The sequence below is a fragment of the Enterococcus sp. DIV1279b genome (genome assembly GCF_050531515.1).
GTDB lineage: Bacteria > Bacillota > Bacilli > Lactobacillales > Enterococcaceae > Enterococcus_D > Enterococcus_D casseliflavus.
The window spans coordinates 2,910,985-2,928,888 of the sequence record NZ_CP172891.1; the positions used below are offsets into that span (position 1 = coordinate 2,910,985).

Consider the following 17,904-nt stretch of genomic DNA (forward strand, 5'->3'; position numbering starts at 1 on the left):
CCTTTCATTAAGGGAAATTTCTACAAGAAGATTTATGGAACGAGTCAAAAAAACCGCCGCAGGCGAAAATCCTTGCGGCGGTTCTGGTTCTATCCGATTGATCAGTCTTCTTACGGATAGGCATCGATAGTCGTGGTGTGTTGCTGAATCCAAAGTCCATGCCCCTCTTTGACAATACGCAACTTGCTGTCAGGCAGCAACCGGCATTCGATTTCTCCCCCTTGAAGCTTCACTCTGATTGCTTCTTGCTGATAAGTGATCGTAAAGGTCAGTGATTCGATTTTCTGTGGCAAATGATTCGCCAAGTGAAGTCCGCGATCATAGGTCAGACCAGCAAAACCATAAATCAAACTCAACCAGCTGCCGCCCATATTGGCAGCATGAACACCGTCTACAACATTCTTTTGCAAATCATTGAGATCCATCAGTGCGGTATCCATGAAGTAGCGATACGCTTTTTCAGTGTCGCCGATTCGGCTAGCCATCACACTAAAGATGGAACGAGACAACGAGGAGTCATGGGTCGTCACCTGCTCGTAATAGTCATAGTCTCTTGTTAATTGATCTGCTGAAAATTCATGGGTAAACAGCATCTCTGCTAAAACAGTATCTGCTTGCTTGCATACTTGATACTTATAAATGATCATTGGATGATAGTGAAGCAGAAGCGGATAATTCTCAGCAGGTGTTTCCTCAAATGGCCACAGCGCTTGATCTAAGAAGGAATCATCTTGTTTCGTTAGCTGCCGCTCTTCATCGTAACCGAAGTACATCAAGTCAGCTGCTTTTTCCCAATCGGCAATCAATTCTTGATAGACATGGTATCGGTTGGCCAATTCGACCGCATAGCGTAAGTTATTTTGTACCATTTTGTTTGTATAAAAATTGTTGTTTACCAAAGCGCTGTATTCGTCTGGTCCTGTCACTCCATGAATACAAAACCGCTCTTGTCCTTCTTTTACAACAAACGTGCCATAATGAAACCAGAATTTCGCTGTTTCAAAAACGACTTCTTTACCAATTTCTTCAATAAAGGGTTGATCACCCGTGATACGTTCATATAATTGAAAACCATAAACGATATCGGCATTGATATGCAGTTGTGCTGTACCTGCTGGATAATAGGCACTCGTTTCATTACCGTCAATCGTACGCCAAGCAAACAATGCCCCAGCTTGATTCAATTCTTTTGCTCGTTTTTTGGCTTGCGGCAAAATACTTGCACGATAGGAAAGCAAGCTTTTGGCTATCTCGGGGTTCGTATAAACGAAGAAAGGCAGTAGATACATTTCTGTATCCCAAAAATAATGTCCTTCATATCCTTCACCCGTCAGCCCTTTTGCGGCGAAATTCGTTTTCCCATCACGCCCTGCACCTTGGTTCAAATGAAACAAATTGAAACGGATCCCTTTTTGCAAATAGTCATCCCCCACGATTTGAATATCGCTGGCTTGCCAGAAAGATCGATAGTAATCCGCTTGTTCTTTTAATAAGACAGAAAACTCGTCGACTTTCTGCTCAAATGGTGTCTCACCAAACCTTTGCAGCAATTTGACCTGAAAAATCGAAGTTGACGGTTCTCCAACTGTCAAATACTGCTTTTCTTGATGCAGCCGAATAGCGATTTGCTTTTGACTATTTGGTGCTGTCCATACTTGGTATGCGCCCATTTGTTCTTTTTCCAATTGATGATTCTTACTGGCAACTCGAGGATCATCTGTTTTATTGACAGAGAATTGCTGATTTAATTTGTGGGATAGTTCGATCGGTTCTGAAAAATCGGCTGTTATCACTTCATAGCGGCAAACATAGAGTTCACTACGCGTCATTGACGCAAACGAAGTTAACCCCAACTCAAAAGACTTTCCGGTCGGAGTATTGATCCGATAACTTTCCGTCAGAATCCCGTCAGCTAATGCAAGACTCATTTGCGTTCGTTCGACTTGCCATTCCTCAACCGAAGAATCCTCCTCGCCGATTTTCAAAATAACTCCACGCAAGTTTGGCAATTTGCAAATCGTTTGATGTTCTTTTGCATACCCATAAGCCCATTCGCCATACTGAATCGGCTCGCTGTCAAAAAAGCCGTTGACAAACGCCCCAGGATTTCCTGGATACAGTTGATTGACCTTCAAAGGATGCCCTGCACGGACGCCGATTTGCCCATTTCCTAAAGCGAACAATGTTTCTAGATACTCCATTTTCTGATGGGACAGCTCATCAGCTGTCAATAGAAAGTCGTTTTTCTTCATCCTTTATCCTCCAAGTCTTTTGGTTTATTCCTCGTTATCTTCACTTAGTTTCTATCCTACACTTCTAGCCAATGATTGCAAGGCTCAGCTCTTAGTCCTTTTGCCACAAGCATCTCTTTAGAGCCGAGCAGCGAATGTATGATACCATGAAGCAAACACGAAAGAAGGCGATTTCTTGGATTTATGGCTTACAAATGTTCAACTTGAGACGAGTTATTTAAAAGAAGGCGACTGGTCTTATGGAACCAAAACAGAAAATACAGCAATCGGGATCAATGATGGAAAAATAGCGGAGATCGTGCCGATGACTGAATGGCAGGCATCAAGTGAGGCGACGATCATTGATGGGGAAAATCAGTTATTGTTGCCAGGATTGATCGAAAAACATTGTCATTTGGACAAAAGTAAATTAGGTACTCCTTGGCGTCCAGTAACGCCAGCAGCTAGCTTGGTGGAACGATTTGAAACTGAGATTCCCCAATTAGATGCCTTACCGTTATCGATCAAAGAACGCGGACAAGCGCTGATTGATTTAGAACTACCTCACGGTGCGGTGATGTTCCGCTCACATATCGATATTGAACCAATGACTCAGCTGCGCTATTTTGATGCGATTACCGAATTAGTCGCCGAACAACCTTTTGGCTCGGAGTTGGTCTTATTCCCACAACATGGCTTATTGCGCTCAAATGCAGCTTCTTTGATTGAAGAAGCCTTAGCAACGGGCAAAGCTTCTTATATTGGCGGTGTTGATCCTTATACACTCGATCAAGATTATAAAACTTCCTTACGAACAACTTTTGAACTTGCTCAAAAAGGGCATGTCGGTATTGACCTCCATCTTCATGATCGGCAAGAAGCTGGCAGAGCGACCGTTAAAGAAATAATTCGTTTGACGAAGGAATTCAATATGCAAGGAAAAGTGGCGATCAGTCACGCCTTTGGTCTAAATGACTTTGAGGGAGAAGAACGCAAAGAAGTCTTTCAAGCCTTAGCAGACTTAGAGATCCATATCATTTCAAGTATTCCCATCAGCCCAGGAACGATCCCGCCACTGAAGGAATTGCAAAGCTATGGCGTGGCTGTTCATATCGGTTGCGACAATGTCTATGATTCTTGGTCTTCTCTTGGCGACGGTTCTTTACAAGAAAAACTGGCGCGCTATTTAGAGATGTTTGCCGTCAAAAGTCAGGAAGACTTGACGCAAGCCCTAGGTCTGGTTACTGATGGCAAAGTGCCATTAGATAAAAACGGTACGCAGCAATGGCCTAAGGTTGGTGATTCGGCTGATTTCTTGCTGACACCAGCTGCTTGTACGGCAGAATTTGTCGCCCGCAAAGGCTTCGTCAGCAAAAGTTTTTATCAAGGAGCGGTTGTCTTTTCAGCTGAATAAACTATCTGATAACAACGAAAAGAAAAGCCATTGTCTGAACTCAGCAGACAATGGCTTATTTCTTTCGATCATTAAACGTTTCTCAAAAATTCCATTTTACCCAATCAGCAAATAATTCTGGCCAACGGACAACCGACGCTTCGATCCCGTGTTGATCGCTGTTGGCGGTTTCTGGCGTTCCTAAACTTAACCCGTGACCGCCCCGAGGGAAAATGTGTAGCTCATAAGGTATATTAAATTTGCGCAGCTGTTCGGCAAAAAGGAGGCTGTTTTCCGCCAAGACTAATCCATCTTCTAACGTATGCCAAAGAAACGTTGGTGGTGTCTGTTCATTGACTAAAGTCTCTAAAGACAAGACGGCTTTTTCTGTTTCGTAACGATCTGCTAATAATGAACGGAAGGAATCTTGGTGCCCAAGTTCTCCACTAGATAATACTGGGTAGCTCAACAGTAACCCGTTAGGCCGCCATTCTTCATTGGCTCCTTGTAAAGCCTCTGCTAGAAAAGGTTGCTGCCAAGACACACCCAAGTTAGCAGCTAAATGGCCACCAGCTGAAAAACCAGCAACGATGATTTTTTCAGGATCGACGTGCCAGGTGTCATGATTGGTGCGGACAAGACGAACGGCAGCAGCCAATTCCTTTAAGGCTAACGGATAGACAGCCGGTTTGATACTATAATGCAACACAAAGGCTTGGAAACCAAAGCTCATCATTTTGATGGCGATAGGTTCCGCTTCTCGATCCGACAACATTTCATAGCCGCCGCCAGGACAGATGATGACAGCTGGTCGGACACGATCTGGTTCCATTTCAGGAGAATTTTCGATGACATAGGTAGTTAAACTTGCTTGGCTTTCTGGTAAAAGTGCAGATCTTTTTTCATGTATCACGGGTTGCGCCTCATTTCATTGTAATTTTATAGACAATTGGTTGGTCGGTTTCAATTGGTTCAAAAGTTAGTTGCAAGCCTTCATCGGTCACTTGCCAATCAACAGGCTGTTCTTCGTATCCTAGAATCGTGACGGTTTTGATGATGCCGTGAAATTCTGGCAAATTTTGGTCTTTGGATTGTGCCAGTGCTTGGATCCTTGCGTGTCCATTCTCAGGACTTGCCATGCCAATCGCATACAACGCATCCCCCTGAACCGTAAAGCGGAAATCCTGGCTCGTGTATGTCGTCGCCTGTGCTTCTTGAAATTGGCCCGAAACTACGGTCGTGGGCCCTTCCCCTGCTTTGCGCCATGGTTTCGCTTCATAAATGGCTTCACCATTTACATCCAGCCACGCACCGATTTCTTTTAAGATCGCTTGATCTTTTTCTGGGATCGAACCATCCCCTTTCGGCCCGATATTCAAAAGGAGATTGCCGTTTTTACTGACGACTTCGATCAAATCCTGTAAAATCTCACGTGTTGTTTTATAATCCAATGTCGTGGTATAGCACCATGAATTACGAGCGATTGCTGTGTCTGTTTGCCAGTAAAAAGGTTGTGGTTCGGCAAATTTCCCCCGTTCAATCTCCACGATACCGCTACCAAACATCATGGCATCGTGCTTGTAGCAAATACCAACTTGTTTGCCCCATTCAGCCCCACGATTGTAATAGTAAGCAGCGAAAAGTTGCAAATGCTCCTTGAAGGCTTCATGTTGGATCCACCAATCAAAATACAGCAGCTCTGGTTGATAGTTGTCGACGAGTTCACAGGTTCTAAGCAGCCAATCATCTAAAAATTCTTTTGACGGGTATGGCTCGCTAAAGAGACTTTCATGGTCTGGCTCTGGCATCGCTGGCCAGTAAAAGTCGCCTTTTGCCAACGGCTCCTTGATATCACTGTCAAAATCCTTACCGTGTCCCATAAAAAACCAATGTTCGGCACGATGAGATGAGGTACAAAAATGCAGGCCTTGCTCCTCTGCGGCTTCTTTTAGTTCCCCAAGAATATCTTTTTTCGGCCCCATAACTGACGCATTCCATTCAGACAGTTCGCTTTTATACATCTGAAACCCGTCATGATGTTCTGCAACGGGAAAAAGATAATTGGCACCGGCTTGTTTGATCAAGCGAATCCATTCATTTGCATCAAATTTATCTGCGGTAAACATCGGAATAAAGTCTTTGTAGCCAAAGTTTTTTTGTGGACCATAGGTTTCAATATGGTGATCATATTCTGGATGGCCTTTGATGTACATATTTCTTGAATACCATTCATTGTGAAAGGCTGGAACACTGTACAGTCCCCAATGAATGAAGACCCCCAATTTTGCTTTGCGGAACCATTCCGGTAGAACAAAAGCGCCCAATGACTGCCAATTTGGAAAAAAGGGGCCTTGATGTGCGACTTGCTGGATCGTTTCTACTGTGATCATTGTTTTTCCTCCAAAATACCGACTGTTTCCAGCCATGTTTTTGCAATCAACACATGTCCTGCAGTCGAGGGGTGCACGCGATCACTGCTTAAGACATAGGATGATTGATAAAGCAAAAAATCATCAAACTTTTCCTGCGTATCCCCTAAAAGGATACCATACTCTTGCGCTACTTTGGCAAGCACTTGTTGGTAATTGGCAAGCATTTTTCTTAATGGATCTTCTTTGTTGGCTTCAACCATAAACGGGCTCAAAAGAATCATCCCTTTGACATTTGGCAAGGTCTGCTCGATCAAATCACGCAGCTCTGATTCAAATCTCTCGATCCCCACTAGTTCCGTTTGAGCAAAGGTTCCATCAAAATGCCGCCACACATCATTCACACCGATCATGATCGTTACCCAATCTGGTTGAAATGCCAACACATCATCCTTCCAGCGCTTCTTCAAATCGACAACCGTATCCCCACTGACACCCCGGTTGACGATCATTAATTCCATTTGCGGGAGTAATGCTGTGGTATAGGCGTTGATCAGATGAACATAGCCGTCCCCCCATGAAGACCAACCTGCGGGTATCGCTTGATAATTTCGATTGCTATCTGTGATCGAATCCCCCATAAAAAGCAAACGATCTTTTTTTTCCACTATCATTGTTTTCCTCCTTAAAGAAAGAAGACTGATCCGCTGGTGCTGGATCAATCTTCTTAAGTGATTGCTTATCCAAAGGCTGTATACTCACTTTTGCCAAGGAACCGTTGGCAAATCACTCGAGCGATTCTTTGTTTGTTTTTGATTAGTCCCCAAATTCTTTCGCTACTTCTATCCGTTTTTCGTTTTGATCTTTTGCATTGTTCATGTCAAATTCCAAAACGGTTTGATAGCCAAGACCATCTGCTGTTTCTTGCATTTCTTTTAGCAATTGATCAAATTCTGCTTCATCTTTGGCAAAAACCATTCGCCAAGAGTACTCGATGATCGTCGCTTTGGCTTGGTTACGCAACGTAGAGATCTCTGAACTATCTTCTGGCGCTACATAGCTGGCACCAGGGGCAACTAACAATTGGTCGTTCTCCTCTAAATAGCCAATGGTGGATTCTGCACTACCCATATTTTTTGACCAATCTTCTTTTACTGGATCGGTTGTTTCATTTTGATAGCTTTCCCACATTGTGTAAGCATATGGGAAGCCGGTATCAGGATTGATATCGATCGGTAATACCGTATTGACGTTGAGTGCAGATACGCCATCTTTGTAACTTCCGCCACCGTATTCTTCTGGCACATCCCCATCACCATCTAGCAATGCTTGTTTTCCGAACTCAGTTAAGACAGGCTCGCCGTCTTTCATTTCCCAAGTCAAGCCTTCTGGACCACTACTGCCGCTTGTTTGAGAAGAATTTGCTAACACACCTTCTGAAGAGTAGAGCCAGTCAATGAAGGCTGCGATTCGCTCTGGGTCTTCGGCATTAGAACCGATCCCGATAAATTGTTTGCCACCGTATACTTCCGCACCATAAGAGAAGATTTTTTGATCTTGGATCGGTGCCAACATAAATCCTTTTCCTTCAGTCAAGTTCGTGGTCGTATTAAAGGCCGCTTGACCTAACCAAGGCCACCATGAGAATAACACTTGTCCTTCTTGGAATTTTGCAAAAAGTGTATCGTAATTTTGCGTCGTTGATTCTGGGTCAACTAAGCCCATTTGATTGGCTTCGAAGTAAAACTTAAGTGCACGAATATATTCAGAGTCACTATCGAGAATGCTTTGATAATCAGATCCATCGGCTTTTGCCAAGACAAATCCTGATTCATCGTACCCATAGTAGGTGACAAGCTGTTTGCCTGCATTCATCATGTTGCCGTCCCAATCGCTGAATAGAGAAAACCCATACACTTTTTTGCCAGAATCTGTTGTTGGATTGTCTTCTTGCATTTTTTGAATCACAGGAAGCAGGTCTTCCAATGTCCCGATTTCTGGGTATCCTTGCTCCCCATAAAGATCCCAACGCACATAAGCACCAAATGTAGGATCTAATCCTTCTGAAGGATCGGTGGCCTTTAAGGTAGAAACAGAAGTTGGAAAGCCATACAGCCCATCGGCATCTTTGTTTAGATTTTGAACAGCCGCATCGAAGCGCTGAACGTTTTCCATAGTTTCATAATACTCGCTCGCATCGGTCAACAAACCTGCTTCAACCAATTCGTTGTATTGTTGGCCATTATCAACAATGATCAAATCACCCAAATCGCCTGCTGCCGTTCTCGTTTGATAAAGGGTATCACCGTTTCCAGCAACGTTTGGTGCGATGATGTTCAATTCCATATTGAATTTATCCCGCACGATTTTGGCAAACCAACCTTCTTGCATTCCCATATAGTTGGCTAGCCCATTATAGACATCGATCGTGATCGTTTCATCGTAGCCACTTTCACTGGAAGCAGCATCTGTCTCAGATTCAGCCGCTCCTCCACAGCCGGCTAAACTACCTAGCAATGTCATGCCTAACAAACCTGTTGTTACATATTTGGACATTTTTTTCATTTTCTTCCCTCTTTCTTTTTATTAGCCTTTCACCGCACCCAACATAATTCCTTTAACAAAATACTTCTGGAATAGCGGATAAATGAACATGATTGGTAAAACAACAATGACTGAAACGGTCATGCGGATCGACGTCGGCGTCTGCGTTGTTGCTGCTGAAGCGATGCTAGAAAGTGATCCCGATGTATTTTTGACCATTTGTGCTAACGAATTGGCTTGATTGATATACGTGTAAAGAAGGTATTGCAAGGAGTAGAGACTTTGATCCGTAATGTAAATCAGTGTATCCTGGAAGGAATTCCATTGACCCACTGCCGAGAAAATCGCTACTGTTGCTAAAATCGGGGTACAGTTGGGTAAAATTACCCGAAAGAATACTTGAATGATGCCAGCTCCATCCATTTCAGCTGCTTCTTGCAATGATTTGGGGATCGACTCAATATAGGTTTTCACCAAGATGATATTAAAGGGCTGAACGACAGCCGGCAAAATATAGACCCAAAAGTTATTCGTTAAACCTAATGTCTTCATGGTGATGAATAATGGAATCAACCCTGCATTGAAATACATTGTAATTACGACAAAGCGATACCAAAATTTTCGTTTCCACATTTTTTCTTGGGTAAACATGAAGCCTAAAAACGCTGAAGCTAAGACAGTCGCGGCGGTACCAATCACCGTTCTAGCCACCGAAACTGTTGCGGCTAGAGGCAATCCTTTTAGCTGTAACACTTGACTATAGTTTTCAAAATGGATCTCTTGTGGAAAAAAGCGAATTTGGCCTAACGCACTCAACTCATTATTACTGATTGAATTAATGATCAAGTAATAAAAGGGATACGCGCAAATCAACGTAATCAAAAAGAAAAAGGTATAATTGAGGATACTAAACGTCAGGTTTTCACGTTTGCGTACTTTTTTCGCCTTTTTCTTTTCACTAATCGATAGTTCCATTGATATCCTCCTCTTCTAAATAATGGATGTCCCCCGAATTTTTTTCGAAGCAATATTGACGATGGCTAACAAGGCAACAGAAATGACACTTTTTAGCATACTGATCGCGGTCGCTAGCGACAGACTATTTCCGCCCATCCCTAAATTGTAGACATACAAATCAAGGACTTGGATCGTATTTCGATTGAATGCATTTTGGAAGACAAAGTACTGATCCATTCCGTTGTTCAGCAAGTTGGCGATAGACAGCATCAACATCACAAGGAACGTCGGCATCAAGGCAGGTAGTGTGATATGACGCATCAGGTGGAAACGATTCGCCCCATCGATTCGTGCCGATTCATACAATTCGGGGTCAATTCCTGAAATGCCTGCAAGATACATGATGGCACCCCAGCCCAAGCCTTTCCAAATATTCCAAAGACACATCATCAGCCACGTATGATTGCCGCTATCCAAAAATTTGATTGGATCGGTAACGAAGCCCCATTCTTGCAGCAACGTGTTTACCAGCCCTGTTGAAGAAAACAAGCTAAAGGCAATCGTATACACCAAAACCCAACTGATAAAATTCGGCAGCGTGGTCAGCGTTTGGACCAAGTTTTTAAACCATTTGCACTTGATTTCGTTCAGTAAAATGGCGAAGCCTACTGGTAGGATCGAAGTGGCGATCCCTAAAAAACTCATGGCAAAGGTGTTTTTCATTACTTGTACGATCTGATCCACTTGTGTTGGACTAGAGACAAGAAGTCGAAACCATTTGAAGCCTACGAACTCGCTGCGCGCTAAACCTAATGCTGGTTTGTAATCATAAAGTGAATAAATCCATCCGTGCAAAGGAAAATAAGAGAACAAAAACACGAGAATCAGAAAGGGAACGATACATAAAAACAAAATCTTCCCTTCTCGTGTCACCCGCTTATTTTTTCTTGGGACACTGCTTAGTTTACTTTCCATTTTCCTCCCCCTTTTTTTGTAACCGCTTTTACATTTTTAATACTAGCACCTGAATGCTTATTTGCCACCTGTGAAAAATAGAGGTCAATCCGTACATTTTAGACTTCATTTTTCTTTTATTTATAAAGAACGTTGATCTATCAATGTTATCGATAGAAATCGCTCAAATGGTAAGGCTTTCAAAATTTGTTTTTTGCGAGTACTATAGGAATATATCAATTTTGGAGGGATAAAAATGAAGTACAATCCTGATGGTCAACTTTACAAAATAAGCACCGTTTTTTCACAATTCACATTGTTAAATTTACTATATATCATTAGCTGTTTGCCAATTATTACAATTGGTGCTGCGACAGCTGCCCTTTATGAAGTGACGATTCGTTATGCGGATGAGGAGCGTGGTGAATTGATTGTAGGCTATGTGCGAGCGCTACGAGCAAACTTTATGAAAGCCACCGGTAGTTTTCTCCTTCTTGGGCTCCCCATGGTAGCACTACTGTATAGTAGCTTGTTTTGGTTTTCCTCAAAAACCATTCTTGCCAGTATTTTTGCTTTCGCTCTAATTGTTACAACTATTTATCTGTTTATTGTGTTAGTCTATTGCCTTGCGTTAATTGGACGTTATGAAAACAGCTTTAGGCAAACACTAAAAAATGCGTTTCTGTTACCGATCGCGGACCCTATCCGTTCGTTAGCCCTCGCACTTATTCCTATCGCTGCGTTTTGTTTTGTTGTTTTATTTCCGTTGTTTAAATTTCTCTTGTTGATTTTTGGCTTTTCTTTTGTTATTTATTGTAGTTCGTTCCTGTTGCTTTCTATCTTTCGTAATCAACAAGCATGAAAAGAATCAGTCATCTCTCACTTTTTCGTCGTCTGAGTCAGTTTTCCATTCGGCGACAATTGTTCATTCTTTATCTACCTGTTGTTTTTTTATCCACAGTGACTATAGGTCTCTTATTGGTCTACGATTCAACTAAACAGTTGACAGGCAATTACCAACACTTGGCAGAGTTGAATGCTCAGCGTGTCAAATCTGTTCTTTTTGATACAACAAACACGCTGACAAACACGGCGAGTTCCTTATCAAACGATACCCATCTACGTCAACTTTTAACTGCCAATTACCTTGACGACCAAGAAGCGATTGTGGACATCAATAGCTATGATCAACTAGATGAGATCAGAAATCTTCAAACCTCGATTGCGAAATTAACTATCTATACGACGAATCAAACCATTCCGAACTATAAATATTTTCAACAGGCAGATGACACGATTCAAGCGACCGCCTGGTACCAACGAGCTCTCAAGCAACCCGATGCTTTTTTGATGACGATGCCAGAGGATTACAAAGCAAATCGTTTGAGTCTTTATAAGACGTTGCCTTTGCCTTTATCAAAAGAAACAGCCGTTTTGGAGATCCAAGTCGATTACAATTATCTCAGTAACCGACTTCGTAATTCATCCTATGAATTGGAATTACAGTTAAATGATGATGTCATCTTTTATAGTGACAAAATCAATCAAGTTGGGGAACCGGGACAGCTGACAGCTCTTTCTGAGCCGCAAACGAGTGCTGCCTTTTTAAAAAATGATGGTACCAAGGTGATGCTCACCAAAAGCACCTTACCCATGAGTAACAAAGAAGATATCATCACGATTTATAGTGCGGATACAAATGCCTATCGTAATCTACGCGCCAATCTGATCCGTTGGAGCACGATCGTTTTGGTGATTTTGATCACTACTTTCATCATCGTCTTTCTCTTTGCTCGATTCTTTACCAAACGAATTTCTCAACTGCAGCAGGCGGTCTACTTTGCCTCGATCGAGGATTATGATTTCTTTCAAAATATTAGCGGCGAAGACGAGATTTCACAGATTTCTCTTGATTTCCATAAGATCATTCAACGAATCAAGAAAAAAGAAGAAGAGATCTACCGTTCGCGTCTGGCACAGCAAGAGCTATTGACTCAGCAGCAGCAAATGGAATTTAATATCTTAGCGGGGCAGATCAACCCCCACTTCTTGTTCAACACGTTAGAAACGATTCGCATGATGGCGCTGACTTCCGGCAATTCAGACGTCGTTTATGCCATCAAATTACTAGCAAAATCGATGCGCTATACGCTAGAAGCCCACGGAACCAAGCGAACGAGTTTAGAAGAGTCCTTAGATGCCGTTCACGTATATGTCAAGATCCAGCGGATGCGTTTTGGTGATCGAGTCAACTTTTCCTATTCAGTCTCCAATGAGATCGACCAAAAAGAAGTCCAAATATTGCCCCTCCTGATTCAGCCATTGGTGGAAAACGCCATCTCCCATGGCTTGGAAGGCATCACCTATCCAGGATTTGTCCGTTTGACAATCACCAAAGACGGCCATGATCTGGTGATCGTGGTACAAGACAACGGCAGCGGGATACCGCCAGAAAAACTCGAACACTTGCAGCAAAAAATCAAGACGCCCTCCACCCATGCCAAAAAGAACATTGGGCTAGCCAACGTCAATCATCGGGTCAAAATGTTTTATGGACCTGAATACGGCTTGACGATCGAGAGTGTGTTGGGCAGCGGCACACAAGTCACCTTGCGGATCCACGATCTAAGCCAAGATTCATCTTCTCCTCACTAAAACAGCAAAGCCCCCCTTCGATTCCTGTTTCAGAAATCGAAGGGGGGCTTTTGATTGATTAGAAATCCCGCACACGAAGGGTTTGTTGGGATGAAGAGGCGCTGGCATAGCAGCCTACCATGATCCCAGTAAAGACACCACCAACTTCAGTAGTCAGATATTTTGTTTCTCCCCTACCTAAAGGCTGTGCTTGTCCTTGCTCATCAACAACAGAAAAACGATAAGTTTCTTTATTGGCGCTCAGCTGCAAGGTGACTGTATCTGCTGCATAAGGCAGTTTCTTTTCCACTTTCCATAGGGAACCGATTTGTCGGCGGAAAACTAGCTGCTGACTGGACGCCGTTTTTTCCAAGTAGCCCTCATAGTGATGGGTGGCATTTAAGAAAACCGTCAATCCCGCTTGTCCATCCGTTAGTTGCCGACAATCAAAGGTTGCTTGAAATTGTTGATCAAAGGCGGTTTGCCGTTGGAACACAGCCGCAAGTTTGCCTTGATCAGACAGACCCGTCTGATTAGGATGCAGCAAGAAGCCATGCGGCTCTTCTTCAATCAACGTCGGGTCCCATTCGAATAAAGTCACGTAATCAGGCTTGCTGCTCTTCTTTTGTGTTTCCTTTGGTGCCGCCGCTGTGTCTACCTGAATGGTTTCTGGTAGATGACCTTCCTCGCCAAACACCGGCCATGGGTTTGACCAGTCCACTGGCAGCAGGCATGTTTCCCGCCCTAACAAATGCCTCAAAGGATAGCTGATGGGGCGTACTGCTAGACAGACTGCCCACCAGTTGCCTTTAGTATCTTGCACGAGATCCGCATGCCCTGCGGCTTGCAGTGGCAGATTCGTACTGCGATTGGTCATCACTGGATTGTTGGGGCATGCTTCATAGGGTCCCGTCAAGGAACGGCTGCGGGCCATGGTCAGCATATGCCCATAGGACGTTCCGCCTTCGGAGATCAACAGGTAGTAATAACCGTCTTTTTTATACAAGTGGGGGCCTTCTGGATCAGCCGCTCCGCTGCCCGTCCAAATATTTTGCCGCGGGCCTAGTTCTCCAGAAGCCAAATCGATCGTCCGCAGATAGATCTCCTTATGGGTGCCTAAGTAATAGGTCTGCCCATCGTCATCTACGAAAATCGTCGGGTCGATCCCAGGGGTGTCCAGCCAAATCGGGTCAGACCATTCACCAGCGATGTCATCCGTCCAAATCAGAAAATTGCCTTCTCCTCCTTCGTTTGCGCCAACGTTAGTACAAACGAGGTAAAAGCGGTCCTTGATGAAACGCAAGGTTGGGGCATACAGACCAAAAGCATTGGGGTTTTTCGTCGATAGCTGCAACTGCTCAGGTCGCGAAAGTCCATGGCCAATCAGCTGCCAGTCTGCCAAGTTTTTACTGTGATAGATTGGTAATCCAGGAAAATATTCAAAGGTACTCGTCACCAGATAAAAGTCTTCACCGACACGGCAAATACTGGGATCTGGATGAAATCCAGGTAAAATTGGATTCGTGATGGTTCGCATGGGCATCTAGAACTCCTTTATCGTGGTTTGGTCAGCCGTCAGCTCATGGCTCGTTTTTCCAGCAGTCGTGTGTATCTGCAAGGATGCTTGCTGGATGCCAGTCAGCTTGACGATCAGTTCTTGATCGACTCTTTCGACAGCCACCTCGCCAAGCCACTCACCGTGGTGATCATAGATAGCGGCAGCGGTCTTGTCTTGCGGATCAAAAAGATGGATCGTTGGATGTTGGGCATAGTCATAGACTGCTTTGGTTTGTTCATGGCCTTCGATAATGACTTGATTTGGTCGGACTAACAGTGGCAAGTGGAAATAGTCATAGGTTTCTTGGTACCAGCGTCCGCCCTCGTAGGCTTTGCCAGATAAATAGTCGATCCAATGCCCCTTCGTTTTCGGTACGTAAAAGGAGACTGTTCCTTGATCATTAAAAATGGGCGCCACTAAAAGGTGTTCCCCCAGCATGTATTGGCGATCCAAATGATGGGTCATCTCGTCTTCAGGAAACTCTAAGACCATTGCCCGCATCATCGGAATCCCCGTTTGAGCGGTTAGCACCGATTGGGCTTGCAAGTAAGGCATCAAGGACAATTTTAACTTGGTAAAGGCTTTAGCTACCGCCACGGCTTCGTCGTCATAGACCCATGGCACTTTGTATTCCCAGCTGCCATGGTAACGGCTATGGGAAGACAGCAGACCAAATTGTGTCCAGCGCTTGTAGAGGTCTGGAGTTGAGCCAGCTTCAAACCCTGAGATATCGTGGCTCCAATACCCAAAGCCGCCTAATCCAAAGGATAGACCGGCTCGCAGCGACTCTGCCATCGATGGATAATCCGAGGTACTGTCGCCGCCCCAGTGTACAGGCAAACGTTGCGAACCAACCGAAGCTGCCCGCGCAAAAACGATGGCTTCTTCTGCTCCCTTGACTTCTTTCAGCAAGTCAAAGACGACCTTATTGTATAGATAGGCGTAATAATTGTGCATTTTTTCTGGATCAGAGCCATCATAGTACACCGCATCGGTGGGAATCCGTTCACCAAAATCCGTTTTGAAGCAATCCACCCCCATGTCTAATAAGGTACGCAGCTTGCTGTTGTACCAAGCGACCGCTTCAGGGTTGGTGAAGTCGACGATCGCCAAACCTGCTTGCCATTTGTCCCATTGCCAGACATCTCCATTGGCACGTTTCAAAAAGTAGCCATTCGTCATTCCTTCATCAAACAAGGGTGATTTTTGCCCAATGTAAGGATTGATCCAGACACAGATTTTCAATCCTTTGGCTTTCAAGCGCTGCAGCATTTTTTCAGGTTCTGGGAAAGTTCGTTCATCCCACGTGAAGTTGCACCACTCGTATTCTTTCATCCATAAGCAGTCAAAATGAAAGACCTCAAGAGGGATATCACGTTCTGCCATACCGTCTACAAAAGACGTCACGGTTTGTTCATCATAATCCGTCAAGAACGAGGTACTTAGCCATAACCCAAAGGACCATGCAGGCGGCAGCGACGGTTTTCCCGTCAAATCAGTGTAGCGCTGGATCACTTGTTTCAGCTCATCACCAGCAATCACAAAGTATTGTAGCGATTGTCCTGGATTGCTGAATTGAACACGCGAAACTTTTTCACTCCCCACTTCGAATTGCACCCGATTTGGTGAATTGACAAAGACGCCATACCCTTTATTACTTACATAAAAAGGAATATTTTTATAAGCTTGCTCTGTACCAGTCCCCCCATCGGCATTCCAAATATCAACACTTTGGCCATTCTTCACGAAATTAGTAAAGCGTTCCCCTAAACCATAGATCGTTTCTCCCACATCCAGAGTCAACTGCTCGCTGATATGGGTATTTGCTTGCGGATCGATCACTAAGGCTTTGCTGCGAGGCTTGCTTTGGGTAATCAGCTGTTCTTTGTAATAAAACGAAGCTGTCACATTTTCCTCTTTGGTGATTACGACTTGCAAGTCTCCCGAGCGAAAAACATAGGATTGCTCGTCTTCTGAAATATCAGGAGTGATCGCTTCTGTCATCAATTCAAAATCGGGGGCTTTGGCTTGGACCCCTTTATAGTTATAGAGGGTGATCCCAATGATATTGCTTCTAGGGGTAGTGACTTCCATCGTTAACAATCCGCCATCCAGCGTTGCCCCTTTATGTCCGACATAGCTATAAGGCAGATATAAAACCAATTTGTTTTCTTCTTTACGGGCATCGTAGACATGCACCGCAAATTTCACATCAAATCCTTCACGAAATAACCAACCGCCATCTGAAAATTTCATTTTTTTCCTCCTTGTTGGATCAATGTCAACGCCCCTAACAGACCAGAATCATTATAGTAACGACAAGTCTCGATCGGCACTTGGAAATCTGGCCAATGGGGGTTCTCATTGATTGCTTGTTTGATTATAGCTAATAGATCAGGGTGTTGGCTGATGCCGCCGCCGATCAGTATTTTTTCGGGATTCATCGTGACAGCTAGGTTGTAAATCGCAAGTGCGACATAACGTGCCCACTGATTCAGGATCTCCTGCGTTTCAGGATCACTCGACCGCTGTTGCATGATGGTTTCGCCTAAAATCTCCTCTGATTCAGGAATCGCTTTTGCCCGCCGATAGGCAGCAATCAGTCCTCTCGTTGAAGCTAGATCATGGAGGGTCGCAAAAGAAGATGCTTGAAAATCAGTGATCATCATTCCGAATTCTCCTGCCCGAAACCCATGTCCGTGAATCAACTGGCGCTGATGAACGAGCGCGCCACCAATACCGGTGCCTAATGTGATCATGACAAAATCTTGTACGTCAGCAGCATTGCCGGTAGAAAGTTCTGCTAAAGCAGCACATTTCGCATCATTTTCGATCCAGATCGCATAGGACTTGTTTAAACGCTGCTGCAGCTCTTGTACAACAGCACAGCCGTGTAAAGGAGCCAACGCCCCCGCCATGATCGCTCGGCCATTGACTGAATCAATGAAACCAGGAAAACTCAGCCCGATCCCTTCGATGACATGCACTTGCTCGACTTCTTTTATTTTGGCAGCTAAGGTAGCAAAAAATTCATCCCGCGTATTACTCGGGGTTTTGATTTTGCCTCGGTCCAGCCATTGATTCTTCTCGGTAAAAAACCCGAATTTGATATAGGTCCCCCCTACATCAAAGCACAGGCGTACATCTGTCATTTCTCCTCCTCCGTTCGAAAAGCGCTTACAGTTTTCATTTAAATTATATAAAAGAAAAAAAAGAAAGCCTACTTCTCAGAATAGACTTTCTTACTATAAAAATTAGCTTTTT

13 protein-coding genes are annotated in these 17,904 nt (G+C 44.0%); 3 read left to right on the forward strand and 10 right to left on the reverse strand.

Annotated elements, in window-relative coordinates:
* Positions 1–110: 110 nt before the first annotated feature.
* Positions 111–2,252: a glycoside hydrolase family 65 protein gene (locus tag IGI71_RS13835; protein WP_311902593.1), complete on the reverse strand. Its 2,142-nt coding sequence runs from the start codon at positions 2,250–2,252 to the stop codon at positions 111–113.
* A 175-nt stretch (positions 2,253–2,427) separates the two neighbouring features.
* Between IGI71_RS13835 and IGI71_RS13840 the strand changes: the two genes are divergently transcribed.
* Entirely contained in the window at positions 2,428–3,645 is a 1,218-nt protein-coding gene (locus IGI71_RS13840; protein ID WP_430615809.1) for an amidohydrolase family protein, read from the forward strand.
* 82 nt (positions 3,646–3,727) lie between these two features.
* Here the strand turns inward: IGI71_RS13840 and IGI71_RS13845 are convergent, their stop codons facing one another.
* From IGI71_RS13845 to IGI71_RS13870, 6 genes are all read right to left on the reverse strand, one after another.
* Positions 3,728–4,537 carry an alpha/beta hydrolase gene (locus IGI71_RS13845; RefSeq protein ID WP_016608388.1) on the reverse strand — a complete coding sequence of 270 codons (810 nt, stop codon included), beginning with the start codon at positions 4,535–4,537 and terminating at the stop codon, positions 3,728–3,730.
* Positions 4,538–4,547: 10 nt separating this feature from the next.
* Positions 4,548–6,014: an alpha-L-fucosidase gene (locus IGI71_RS13850; protein WP_430615811.1), complete on the reverse strand. Its 1,467-nt coding sequence runs from the start codon at positions 6,012–6,014 to the stop codon at positions 4,548–4,550.
* Positions 6,011–6,667, reverse strand: a complete 657-nt coding sequence (locus tag IGI71_RS13855) for an SGNH/GDSL hydrolase family protein (protein WP_016608390.1) — start codon at positions 6,665–6,667, stop codon at positions 6,011–6,013. Before IGI71_RS13855 ends, IGI71_RS13850 begins: the two co-directional genes overlap by 4 nt.
* 142 nt (positions 6,668–6,809) lie before the next feature.
* A complete protein-coding gene (locus IGI71_RS13860) occupies positions 6,810–8,558 on the reverse strand; it encodes an ABC transporter substrate-binding protein (protein ID WP_333718691.1) in 1,749 nt (582 codons plus the stop codon).
* Positions 8,559–8,579: 21 nt separating this feature from the next.
* Positions 8,580–9,512: a carbohydrate ABC transporter permease gene (locus tag IGI71_RS13865; RefSeq protein ID WP_005228460.1), complete on the reverse strand. Its 933-nt coding sequence runs from the start codon at positions 9,510–9,512 to the stop codon at positions 8,580–8,582.
* 15 nt (positions 9,513–9,527) lie between these two features.
* A complete protein-coding gene (locus IGI71_RS13870; RefSeq protein WP_333718692.1) occupies positions 9,528–10,469 on the reverse strand; it encodes an ABC transporter permease in 942 nt (313 codons plus the stop codon).
* Positions 10,470–10,704: 235 nt separating this feature from the next.
* On the opposite strand from IGI71_RS13870, the gene IGI71_RS13875 reads away from it, so the two are divergent.
* Positions 10,705–11,310 (forward strand): YesL family protein, encoded by a 606-nt coding sequence (locus IGI71_RS13875; RefSeq protein ID WP_333718693.1) that lies wholly within the window; start codon positions 10,705–10,707, stop codon positions 11,308–11,310.
* The gene (locus IGI71_RS13880; RefSeq protein WP_375818141.1) at positions 11,307–13,103 is read left to right on the forward strand and encodes a sensor histidine kinase; all 1,797 of its coding nucleotides are present in this window, start codon (positions 11,307–11,309) and stop codon (positions 13,101–13,103) included. The genes IGI71_RS13875 and IGI71_RS13880 overlap by 4 nt, the downstream gene beginning before the upstream one ends.
* A gap of 58 nt (positions 13,104–13,161) precedes the next feature.
* On the opposite strand, the gene IGI71_RS13885 is transcribed toward IGI71_RS13880, so the two are convergent.
* From IGI71_RS13885 to IGI71_RS13895, 3 genes are read right to left on the reverse strand one after another with little or no spacing between them, the layout of a single operon-like run.
* Positions 13,162–14,625 (reverse strand): family 43 glycosylhydrolase, encoded by a 1,464-nt coding sequence (locus IGI71_RS13885; protein ID WP_430615815.1) that lies wholly within the window; start codon positions 14,623–14,625, stop codon positions 13,162–13,164.
* Positions 14,626–16,896, reverse strand: a complete 2,271-nt coding sequence (gene yicI, locus IGI71_RS13890; protein ID WP_430615817.1) for an alpha-xylosidase — start codon at positions 16,894–16,896, stop codon at positions 14,626–14,628.
* A complete protein-coding gene (locus IGI71_RS13895) occupies positions 16,893–17,792 on the reverse strand; it encodes an ROK family protein (RefSeq protein ID WP_333718698.1) in 900 nt (299 codons plus the stop codon). The genes yicI and IGI71_RS13895 overlap by 4 nt, the downstream gene beginning before the upstream one ends.
* Positions 17,793–17,904: the final 112 nt, after the last annotated feature.

Coding starts and splice junctions, on each gene's coding strand:
- IGI71_RS13870 (WP_333718692.1), bottom strand. CDS start 10,469: ATGGAAAGTAAACTAAGCAGTGTCCCAAGAAAAAATAAGCGGGTGACA.
- IGI71_RS13880 (WP_375818141.1), top strand. CDS start 11,307: ATGAAAAGAATCAGTCATCTCTCACTTTTTCGTCGTCTGAGTCAGTTT.
- IGI71_RS13895 (WP_333718698.1), bottom strand. CDS start 17,792: ATGACAGATGTACGCCTGTGCTTTGATGTAGGGGGGACCTATATCAAA.
- IGI71_RS13850 (WP_430615811.1), bottom strand. CDS start 6,014: ATGATCACAGTAGAAACGATCCAGCAAGTCGCACATCAAGGCCCCTTT.
- IGI71_RS13865 (WP_005228460.1), bottom strand. CDS start 9,512: ATGGAACTATCGATTAGTGAAAAGAAAAAGGCGAAAAAAGTACGCAAA.
- IGI71_RS13855 (WP_016608390.1), bottom strand. CDS start 6,667: ATGATAGTGGAAAAAAAAGATCGTTTGCTTTTTATGGGGGATTCGATC.
- IGI71_RS13860 (WP_333718691.1), bottom strand. CDS start 8,558: ATGAAAAAAATGTCCAAATATGTAACAACAGGTTTGTTAGGCATGACA.
- IGI71_RS13875 (WP_333718693.1), top strand. CDS start 10,705: ATGAAGTACAATCCTGATGGTCAACTTTACAAAATAAGCACCGTTTTT.
- IGI71_RS13885 (WP_430615815.1), bottom strand. CDS start 14,625: ATGCCCATGCGAACCATCACGAATCCAATTTTACCTGGATTTCATCCA.
- yicI (WP_430615817.1), bottom strand. CDS start 16,896: ATGAAATTTTCAGATGGCGGTTGGTTATTTCGTGAAGGATTTGATGTG.
- IGI71_RS13835 (WP_311902593.1), bottom strand. CDS start 2,252: ATGAAGAAAAACGACTTTCTATTGACAGCTGATGAGCTGTCCCATCAG.